Below are 9,408 nucleotides of genomic sequence, written 5' to 3'. Positions count from 1 at the left end.
GTGCCGGACCGCTGGCCGCGGCGCCGGCCACCGCGGCCAGCGGTCCGGCACCGCAGGAGCAGCACTGATCCCATGCTCTCCGCCGAAGGTCTGCAGAAAAGCTTCAAGTCGCGCCAGGTCGTGCGCCATTTCGCGTTCTCGATCCGCGAGGGTGAGGTGGTCGGCCTGCTCGGCCCCAACGGCGCGGGCAAGACCACCTGCTTCTACATGGTGGTCGGTCTGATCGAGGCCGACGCCGGCACGATCACCCTGGACAAGCGCGACATCACCGGGCTGCCGATGCATGCGCGCGCGCGGCTGGGCATCGGCTACCTGCCGCAGGAGGCCTCGGTGTTCCGCCGGCTCAGCGTTGCCGACAACATCATGGCGGTGCTGGAGCTGCGCAACGACCTCACCTCGCAGCAGCGCGACACCGAACTGGAAAGCCTGCTGGACGAGCTGAAGATCGCCCACATCGCCGACCAGAAAGGCATCAGCCTGTCCGGTGGCGAGCGCCGCCGCGTGGAGATCGCCCGCGCGCTGGCGGCCAATCCACGCTACATGCTGCTGGACGAACCGTTCGCCGGCGTCGACCCGATTTCCGTGGGCGAGATCCAGCGCATCGTGCGCCACCTCAAGGAACGCGGCATCGGCGTGCTGATTACCGACCACAACGTGCGCGAAACCCTGGGCATCTGCGACCGCGCCTACATCCTGAACGAGGGCGAGGTGCTGTCGCGGGGCACGCCGGCGCACATCCTGGCCGACGAAAAGGTCCGCGAGGTCTATCTGGGCCGCGAATTCCGGCTCTGAACAAGGACGTGACGGGCCGCGCTGGCCGCGTCTCAAGCCACGCGCTAGGATGGCCGCACGTTCCTTCGACCCGGCTGGCATGAAACCCGCATTACAGTTTCGCCTCCACCAGCAGCTGACCCTGACGCCGCAATTGCAGCAGGCGATCCGCCTGTTGCAGCTGTCGCAGCTGGAACTGGAAGCCGAACTGCGGCAGATCGCCGAGAGCAACCCGTTGCTGGAGTTTGCCGAGGAGATCGAGGACGAGGAAACCGAAAGCCTCGAGGCGGCCGAGGGCGACTACCAGGTCGCCGACAAGGCGCCCGAAAGCCACAGCGAGAACGACGAAGGCGCCATCGACTGGGCCGACGGCGGTGGCGCGGCGGAGTCGCCGATCGACTTCTCCAGCAACAGTCCCGGCAGCAGCAGCGGCTCGCGCGGCGACGAGGATTTCGAGCCGCAGAACGCCGCCCCGGAAACCTTGCAGCAACACCTGACGTGGCAGCTCAACCTGGCCTCGTTCAACCCGCGCGAGCACCTGATCGCCACCGTGCTGATCGACGCGCTCAATCCCGCCGGCTACCTGGCCGAGGGCATGGAAGCGGTGCTCGCCGCGCTGCCAGCCGGCTTCGACGCCAGCGTGGAGGAAGTGGAGGCGGTGCGTCGCCGGCTGCAGGGCTTCGACCCGGCCGGCGTCGGCAGCCTGGACCTGCGCGACTGCCTGCGCGTGCAACTGGAGCAATTCGACCCCGACACCCCGCATCGCGCCCTGGCGCTGCGCATCGTCGACAGCGAACTGGAACTGCTGGCGCGCAACGACATCGTGCGGCTGGCGCGACGCCTGCACGCCTCGCCCGACGAGGTGGCCGAGGCCGCCGTGCTGATCCGCAGCCTGGATCCCCGCCCCGGCGCGGCGCTGGACGCCACCCCGGTGGAATACGTGGCGCCGGACGTCTACGCGATCCGCGACGGCATGCGCTGGCGGGTCAGCCTCAACCCCGATTCGCAGCCCCGGCTGGGGCTGAACCAGCACTACTGCGGCCTGATCGCCAAGGCCCGCGGCGAGGACGCCAGCTGGATGCGCGGCCAGCTGCAGGAGGCGCGCTGGCTGATCAAAAGCCTGGAGTCGCGCGCCGAGACCCTGCTCAAGGTGGCCGAGGCGATCGTGCGCCGGCAGAGCGCCTTCCTCGACTACGGCCCGGAAGCGATGCACCCGCTGGTGCTGCGCGAGGTGGCCGAGGAGGTGGGCATGCACGAATCCACCATTTCCCGGGTCACCACGCGCAAGTACCTGCACACGCCGCGCGGTACCTTCGAGCTGAAGTATTTTTTTTCCAGCGGCGTGTCCACCGAGGATGGCGGCAGCGCTTCGGCCACCGCGATCCAGGCCATGCTGCGCAAGCTCATCGACGCCGAGAATCCGCGCAAACCGCTGTCCGACCAGGCCATCGCCGAGGAGCTGCAATCCAAGGGCATCCAGGTCGCCCGCCGCACCGTGGCCAAATACCGGGAGGGGCTGCGCATTCCCACATCCAGCGAACGCCAGCGCGCCAGCTGAACAGCCGCCCGCGCCGAGCGGCGGGAACTTGCTTGTCGCAGAAACGTTCCCATCTCTTGTAGACGAGTTGACTGAAAGACGTGCCAGGTCGAGTCGACCACGGCACGTCCACCCGCCGCGAAACGCGGCACTGCACCACCAGAGGAGGCGCCTCCATGCAATTCCAACTCAGCGGCCAGCAGATTGAAGTCACTCCGGCGCTGCGCGATCACGCCACCGCCAAGCTCGACCGCCTCACCCGCCTCGACGACAAGCTGAAAAGCCTTGTGATCGTGCTCTCGCTGGACAAGCTCCAGCAGCGCGCCGACGGCACCCTGCACGTGGTCGGCGGCACGCTCCACGCCGAAGCCACCGAGGCGGACATGTACGCCTCCATCGACGTGCTGTTCGACAAGCTGGTTGCGCAGTTGCGCAAATACCGCGAGAAAGTCGCCGACAAGCATCAGCGCGAGGCACGGGAGGACCGCCAGTACGGCTGATCCATCCGCGTCGGCCTGATCATTCGCGCGCAGCACGGCTCGCCGGTTCTCCGGCGGGCCGTGCTTGTCTCTGCACGCCGCGCACGCCGCAAGCTGGCACAATGGTGGCGGTTCGGGCGGCCCACGTCGCCCATCACGTGACACAAGGGCCGCAGGCTTGGATCGGATCAGCGCGCGACAACTCTACGACGGCGTGCACGAGCGCATGGCGCTGCGCTGGGTGTCGGGCATGCGCGGCGAATCGCGGTTGCTGGAGCCGGGCGTGGCGCAGACGCGGCGACCGTCGCTGATCGGCTACCTCAACATCATCTACCCGAACAAGATCCAGATCATCGGCTCGGAGGAGCTCAACTACCTCGACGGGCTCGACTCGCGCCAGCGCTGGGAAGTGATGCACAAGATCGCCGCCTACCAGCCGGTGGCGCTGATCGTGACCAAGGATCAATCGGTTCCCGCCGACCTGCGCGAGGTCGCCGAGGAAACCGACATGCCGCTGTGGATCAGCCCCAAGCGCGGCCACGAGCTGCTCACCTACCTGCAATACCACCTCGCGCGCATGCTGGCGGCCAAGACCACCCTGCACGGCGTGTTCCTGGAGGTGTTCTCGATCGGCGTGCTGATCACCGGCGAGGCCGGCTCGGGCAAGAGCGAGCTGGCGCTGGAACTGATCAGCCGCGGCCATCGCCTGGTCGCCGACGACGCCACCGAATTCACCCTGATCGCGCCGGACGTGATCGACGGCACCTGCCCCGAGCTGCTGCAGGACCTGCTCGAGGTGCGCGGCCTGGGCGTGCTCAACGTGCGCGAGATGTTCGGCCACATGTCGGTGAAGACCTCCAAGTACCTGCGCCTGGTGGTGCACCTGAAGCCGCTGCGCGACGACGGGGAGGCCGACGCACTCACCCGCCTCACCGGTGACATCGGCCATCGCCAGATCCTCGACGTGCAGGTGCCGATGATCACCATCCCGGTGGCCTCCGGCCGCAACATCGCGGTACTGGTCGAAGCCGCGGTGCGCAGCCACGCGCTGAAAAGCAAGGGCATCGATCCGGCGCAGACTTTCATCGACCGCCAGGCGCACCAGTTGCGCCGGCTGCCCCCATGGTGAACGCATGAACGAGAACGAGCCGCCGCTGACCCCCTTCAACGCCCGCGAGGCGATCCACCTGATCGTGCTCACCGGCCTGTCCGGTGGCGGCAAGACGGTGGCGCTGCGCGCGCTGGAGGATCTGGAGTTCTACTGCGTCGACAACCTGCCCGGCAGCCTGCTGCCGCACTTGGTGCAGGCCGTGCTGCAGGATCGCAGCAGCCGGCGCCGGCGCATCGCGGTGGGCATGGACGTGCGCAACCGCGGCGAGGATTTCGCCCACCTGCCCACCGTGCTGTCCGAGCTGGCCGCATCCGGGGTGGAGCCGCACCTGATCTTCCTCGACTGCCGTGACGAGGTGCTGATCAAGCGCTACTCGGAAACCCGCCGGCGCCACCCGCTGGCCTTGCGCGGGGTATCGCTGGCCGATGCCATCGTCGAAGAACGCCGCCTGCTGCGCCCGCTGATGGCGATCGCCGAGAAGGTGATCGATTCCAGCGACCTCAACGTGCACCAGCTGCGCCGGCTGGTCGCCACCGGCTATGCCCAGGCCACCGAGGGGCTGACCCTGATGTTCCAGTCGTTCGCGTTCAAGCGCGGGCTGCCGCTGGATGCGGACTTCGTGTTCGACGCGCGCTGCCTGCCCAATCCGCACTGGCAACCGCACCTGCGGCCGCTGTCGGGCAAGGACGCGCCGGTGCGCGAATACCTCGACGCCGACCCCATGGTGGGCGAGTATTTCGCCGATACCGCGCGCTGGCTGGACAGCTGGATTCCGCGCTTCGAACAGGACGACCGCAGCTACCTGACCGTCTCCATCGGCTGCACCGGCGGCCGCCACCGCTCGGTCTACCTGGTGGAAAAACTCGCCGCGCACTACCGCAGCCAGCGCGAAGGCGTGCTCACCTTCCACCGCGAGCTCGAATGACTGCCATGCCGCGCCCGTCCACCCCACGCGCAATCCGCCGGCCATGAGTGTCGGCGTGCTGTTGATGACCCACGAGGCGGTCGGCCAGGCGCTGATCTCCGCCGCGCGCCACGTGATGCCGCAGTTGCCGCTGCGGGTGGCCGCGGTGGAAGTGCCGCCGGAGGCCGACCCGGAGGTCATGCGCTCACTCACCGCCCACCACGCGCGCGAGCTGGACCAGGGCGGCGGCGTGCTGATCCTGGCCGACCTGTACGGTGCCACGCCGTGCAACATCGGGCTGTCGCTGGGCGCGCTGGGCGTGCGCCTGCGCTGCGTGTCCGGCCTGAACCTGCCGATGCTGCTGCGCGTGCTCAACTACGCCGAGAAGCCGCTGGACGAACTGGCCGAAGTCGCCGCCAGCGGTGGCCGCGGCGGCATCTTCATCGACCACGCCTGAAACTGCCCATGCTCGAACAAGAGATCGTCGTTTCCAACAAGCTCGGCCTGCACGCCCGCGCCTCGGCCAAGCTGGTGCAGCTGGTGCAGGGCTTCAAATCCACCGTGTGGCTGGTCAGCAAGGGCCGCGAGATCAACGCGCAAAGCATCATGGGCGTGATGATGCTCGCCGCCGGCCTCGGCACGCCGCTGACCGTGCGCGCCGACGGCCCGGACGAGGAAACGGCGCTGGCCGCGGTGGTCGAGCTGTTCGAACGCAAGTTCGACGAAGGAGCCTGAGCATGACGGCGCGCGACGGGCAACGGGCAACGGGCAGGCGGCGGCATCGCGCCGGCGGCTTGCGCGCGGCCGCCGGGCGCGCCGCGCCGGCCGGCGTCGGTACCGTGGCCACCGCGCTCCCCGCTCCCGGCACGTCGGGGCCGCGCCCATGAGGCATCTCCTGCCCGGCACCCCCGCCTCCAGGGGCATGGCGCTGGGCCGTGCGCGGCTGGTGCAGCCCAGCCGCTACGCCGTCGATACGCGGCCGCTGGACGAGGACGAGATCGAGGAGCAGCTGCAGCTGCTGCACCGGGCGCTGGAAACCGCGCGGCAGGAGTTGCGCGAGCTGCGCGGCAAGCTGCATGGCGCGCTGGCGCGCGAGGTCAACGAGTTCATCGACGCACACAGCCTGCTGCTGGACGACGCCGAACTGTTGCGCGGGCTGGACGACCTGGTGCGGATCGGCCGCTACCGCCCGGGCGCGGCGCTGAAGAAACAGCGCGACCGTCTCGCCGCCGTGTTCGAGGCAATGGACGATCCCTACCTGCGCAGCCGCAAGGAGGACGTCGAGCAGGTGATCAACCGGGTGATCTCCGCGCTGCAGCGCCAGACCAGCCCGGAGGAACGCAAGCTGGCCGCCCGCGTCGGCGAGATCCTGATCGCCGACTCGATCGCCCCGGCCGACATGGCGCAGCTGGCCGGCGCCGGCCTGCTCGGCGTGGTCGCCAGCTCCGGCAGCGCCTACTCGCACAGCGCGATCCTGGCGCGCAGCCTCGGCCTGCCGATGCTGGTGGGCACGCGCGACGCGCTGGCCGACATCCACGACGACGACCTGATCCTGCTCGACGCCGAGCGCGGCGAAACGATCGTGCACCCCACCGCGCAGGACCTGTCGCGCTACCGCGCCTGGCAGCGCCAGGCCGCCGACGAAGGGCGCCGCCTGGCCAAGCTGGCCAACGCGCCCACGCGCACCCGCGACGGCGCGGAGATCGCCCTGCTGGCCAACGCCGAAACCCCGGCCGACGTGGCGATGGCACGCGCCCGCGGCGCGGATGGCGTGGGCCTGTATCGCACCGAGTTCCTGTTCCTGCGCAAGCGCGCGCTGCCTTCCGAGGACGAGCAGTTCATCGCCTATCGCGACCTGGTGCTGGGCATGGGCGGCCTGCCGGTGACGATCCGCACGCTGGACCTGGGCGCCGACAAGGCCGACGCCGCCGGCCTGGTGCTGCGCGGCGAGGACAACCCTGCGCTGGGCGTGCGCGGCGTGCGCCTGTCGCTGCGCTACCCGGCCGTGTTCACCACCCAGATCCGCGCGATCCTGCGCGCCGCCTGCTACGGCCCGATGCGCGTGCTGGTGCCGATGGTGACCCAGCCGGACGAACTGATCGCCGTGCGCACGCTGTTCAAGCTGGCGCGGCAGGAACTCAAGCGCGAGAACATCGACCTGCCGGAGAAACTGCCGCTGGGCGCGATGATCGAAGTGCCCGCCGCGGCGATCAACGTGCGCGCGCTGCTGGAGCACAGCGACTTCCTCGCCATCGGCACCAACGACCTGGCCCAGTACGTGCTCGCCGCCGACCGCGGCAACGATGCGCTGGACAACATCTACACCCCGCTGCAACCGGCCCTGCTGCGCCTGCTCTCCCACGTGATCAGCGCCGGCCGCCGGGCGAAGAAGCCGGTGAGCCTGTGCGGCGAGATCGCCGGCGACGCCAACTTCACCGCCTTGCTGCTGATGCTCGGCCTCAACGAGTTCAGCATGCACCCCAGCCAGATCCTGCACGTGCGCGACCGCCTCGCCGCCCTCGACCGCGCCCACCTGCGCCGCCACGCCGCGGCGCTGCTGCGCGCGCACACGCATGAAGAGGTGGCGGCGATGCTGGCGGCCGTGGCGGGCTGAGCCAGCCCCTGCCAGGAAGACCGACATGCGCATGACACCGAAGTGGATGCTTCCCTGGGTGCTGGCCTGCGTGACGGCCGCCTGCGCAACCGGCCCGCGCCTCGCCCCTGCGCCCGGGATGCAGGCGCTAAACCGGAACATGGTGCTGCTGCCCGGCAGCTACGACCCCGCGCGGGGCGACGGGCAGCCCGACGGCAACAGCGTGCTGATCCGCGCGCCGCAGGGGCTGGTCGTGTTCGACACCGGACGCCACGAGCGGGCTTTCACCGGCCGGATCATCGCCGCCGCGGACGCGTGGCAGCTGCCGGTGGCGGCGATCGTCAACAGCCACTGGCATCTGGATCACGTCAGCGGAAACGTGCCGCTGCGCGCGCGCTGGCCACAGGCGAAAGTGTACGCCAGCCCCGCGATCGAGCACGCGATGCGGCATTTCCTGGCCGACTCGCGCAAGGGCATTGCCGCCCGGCTGGCCACGCTGCCGGCGGACAGCACCGAAGCCGGGTATGCACGCGCCAGCCTGGCGCGGATCGATGCGGGGCCGAAACTGTTCCCGACCGACCCGGTACTCGCGTCCGGACCGGTGCGCATCGCGGGCATGGCATTCCATCTCGGGCTGGAGAAGAACGCGGTGAGCGGTGGCGACGTGTGGCTGCTGGATCCGTCCACGCGCACGCTGCTCGCCGGCGACCTGGTGAACTTCCCCGCACCCTTCTTCGACACCGCGTGCCCGCGGGGCTGGAGCGAGGCGCTGGGACGGCTGGATGCGCAAACCTTCGACCTGCTGGTGCCCGGGCATGGCGCGCCGATGACGCATGCGCAGTTCGCCAGCTACCGGCTCGCCTTCGACCACCTGCTCGCCTGCGCCGCCGGCGAGGCTGCCGTCGCGGATTGCGCGGCCGGCTGGGAACGCGACCTCGGCCCATTGCTCGCCGCCAACCAGCACGCACTCAGCCGGGCCCTGCTCGACTACTATTTCCGGAACGTGCTGCGCGCGGCGCCGGCGAAACGCCACCGGTATTGCCAGGCAAGCTGACCGGCAACCCATAGCCACTCCTGCCCGCCACCCGCGCCGGGCGGGCACTGTCCCTACTTGCACATCCCCGCATGGCGCAGTCCGCACTCATCGTCCGCGTTCCCGAAGCCGAAGCCTGGGTCGGCAGTCTGCGGGATCGGTTCGACCCCTCGGCCGGACAAGGGGTGCCGGCGCACATCACCGTGCTCTACCCGTTCATGCCACCCGAGCTTTTGTCCGGGCAGGTGCTGGGAGGGATACGGCAAGCGCTCCTCCCGATCGCACCCTTCGATTTCCAGCTGGCCCGGGTTGGCCGCTTTCCGGCTACCACCTACCTCGCCCCGGACCCGGTCGCTCCCTTCATGGAGCTGACCAGACGGCTGGTCGGGCACTTTCCCGGCTACCTTCCCTACGCCGGTGAACACGAAGAAGTCGTTCCGCATCTCACCGTCGCGCACGGGAACGCCGCGGAGGCAGCCAAGGCGGAGGTCGAACTCTGTGCTGCACTCGCCGGGCGCGGACCGATTTGCAGCACCTGCCGGGAAGTCGTGCTGCTGGAGAACTCGCGCGGCCGCTGGAGGGCAATGCAGGCCTTCGCCCTTTCCGCCGACGTCGCAGGCTAGCGATCCCTGAAGGCTGGTCGCGCGGTCCTGCATCCCGCCGCACCTGCGCCGAGGCATCAAGCCGTCGGTAGCTACACCTTCTCCAGGAACGCATCCAGCAGCGCCCCGCGGTATTTCTGCCGGTGCAGCAGCAGGGAGAGCTTGCGGCGCAGGTCGAGGAAGGGCGTGCGCAGGGCCTTGAGGTGGCCGGCGGCGACGGCGTCGGTGATGGCCACGGCGGGCAGGCAGGCGATGCCGAGGCCGGCCACCACGACCTGCTTGATCGCTTCGATCTGGTCCAGCTCCAGCACCGTCTCCCCGGGTGGCAGCTGCGCCAGCACGCGCTCGCTGGTGGCGCAGCTGCCACCCGGGGAGACG

Annotated in this window: 11 protein-coding genes; 10 read left to right on the top strand and 1 reads right to left on the bottom strand. The window is 69.6% G+C overall.

What is annotated here, in order from left to right; genetic code table 11:
• The first annotated feature begins 72 nt into the window (after positions 1-72).
• From lptB to B1991_RS15850, 10 genes are all read left to right on the top strand, one after another.
• Positions 73-792: an LPS export ABC transporter ATP-binding protein gene (gene lptB, locus B1991_RS15895; protein ID WP_136259658.1), complete on the top strand. Its 720-nt coding sequence runs from the start codon at positions 73-75 to the stop codon at positions 790-792.
• A 79-nt stretch (positions 793-871) separates the two neighbouring features.
• Positions 872-2,329 carry an RNA polymerase factor sigma-54 gene (locus B1991_RS15890; protein WP_136259657.1) on the top strand — a complete coding sequence of 486 codons (1,458 nt, stop codon included), beginning with the start codon at positions 872-874 and terminating at the stop codon, positions 2,327-2,329.
• Between the two features lie 155 nt (positions 2,330-2,484).
• Entirely contained in the window at positions 2,485-2,808 is a 324-nt protein-coding gene (hpf, locus tag B1991_RS15885; protein ID WP_136259656.1) for a ribosome hibernation-promoting factor, HPF/YfiA family, read from the top strand.
• Between the two features lie 157 nt (positions 2,809-2,965).
• Entirely contained in the window at positions 2,966-3,916 is a 951-nt protein-coding gene (gene hprK, locus B1991_RS15880; RefSeq protein WP_136259655.1) for an HPr(Ser) kinase/phosphatase, read from the top strand.
• 4 nt (positions 3,917-3,920) lie between these two features.
• Positions 3,921-4,823 carry an RNase adapter RapZ gene (gene rapZ, locus B1991_RS15875; protein ID WP_136259654.1) on the top strand — a complete coding sequence of 301 codons (903 nt, stop codon included), beginning with the start codon at positions 3,921-3,923 and terminating at the stop codon, positions 4,821-4,823.
• A gap of 43 nt (positions 4,824-4,866) precedes the next feature.
• Complete coding sequence (locus tag B1991_RS15870; protein ID WP_136259653.1) at positions 4,867-5,259, top strand: PTS sugar transporter subunit IIA; 393 nt, start codon at positions 4,867-4,869, stop codon at positions 5,257-5,259.
• Between the two features lie 8 nt (positions 5,260-5,267).
• Positions 5,268-5,537, top strand: a complete 270-nt coding sequence (locus tag B1991_RS15865) for an HPr family phosphocarrier protein (protein ID WP_136259652.1) — start codon at positions 5,268-5,270, stop codon at positions 5,535-5,537.
• 148 nt (positions 5,538-5,685) lie between these two features.
• Positions 5,686-7,416, top strand: a complete 1,731-nt coding sequence (gene ptsP, locus B1991_RS15860) for a phosphoenolpyruvate--protein phosphotransferase (RefSeq protein ID WP_136259651.1) — start codon at positions 5,686-5,688, stop codon at positions 7,414-7,416.
• Positions 7,417-7,441: 25 nt separating this feature from the next.
• Positions 7,442-8,449, top strand: coding sequence for an MBL fold metallo-hydrolase (locus tag B1991_RS15855; protein WP_168709685.1), 1,008 nt, complete (start codon positions 7,442-7,444; stop codon positions 8,447-8,449).
• A 71-nt stretch (positions 8,450-8,520) separates the two neighbouring features.
• Entirely contained in the window at positions 8,521-9,051 is a 531-nt protein-coding gene (locus tag B1991_RS15850) for a 2'-5' RNA ligase family protein (RefSeq protein ID WP_136259649.1), read from the top strand.
• Positions 9,052-9,122: 71 nt separating this feature from the next.
• Here B1991_RS15850 and B1991_RS15845 read toward each other — a convergent pair.
• Positions 9,123-9,408 (bottom strand): LysR substrate-binding domain-containing protein (locus tag B1991_RS15845; protein WP_246031206.1); only part of this gene is annotated, 286 nt, incomplete at its 5' end.

The organism is Rhodanobacter lindaniclasticus (assembly GCF_004799035.1).
GTDB classification, from domain to species: domain Bacteria; phylum Pseudomonadota; class Gammaproteobacteria; order Xanthomonadales; family Rhodanobacteraceae; genus Rhodanobacter; species Rhodanobacter lindaniclasticus.
This window is presented reverse-complemented; position numbering and strand designations above follow the sequence as displayed.

Coding starts and splice junctions, on each gene's coding strand:
- B1991_RS15855 (WP_168709685.1), top strand. CDS start 7,442: ATGCGCATGACACCGAAGTGGATGCTTCCCTGGGTGCTGGCCTGCGTG.
- rapZ (WP_136259654.1), top strand. CDS start 3,921: ATGAACGAGAACGAGCCGCCGCTGACCCCCTTCAACGCCCGCGAGGCG.
- B1991_RS15890 (WP_136259657.1), top strand. CDS start 872: ATGAAACCCGCATTACAGTTTCGCCTCCACCAGCAGCTGACCCTGACG.
- lptB (WP_136259658.1), top strand. CDS start 73: ATGCTCTCCGCCGAAGGTCTGCAGAAAAGCTTCAAGTCGCGCCAGGTC.
- ptsP (WP_136259651.1), top strand. CDS start 5,686: ATGAGGCATCTCCTGCCCGGCACCCCCGCCTCCAGGGGCATGGCGCTG.
- hpf (WP_136259656.1), top strand. CDS start 2,485: ATGCAATTCCAACTCAGCGGCCAGCAGATTGAAGTCACTCCGGCGCTG.
- B1991_RS15870 (WP_136259653.1), top strand. CDS start 4,867: ATGAGTGTCGGCGTGCTGTTGATGACCCACGAGGCGGTCGGCCAGGCG.
- B1991_RS15865 (WP_136259652.1), top strand. CDS start 5,268: ATGCTCGAACAAGAGATCGTCGTTTCCAACAAGCTCGGCCTGCACGCC.
- B1991_RS15850 (WP_136259649.1), top strand. CDS start 8,521: ATGGCGCAGTCCGCACTCATCGTCCGCGTTCCCGAAGCCGAAGCCTGG.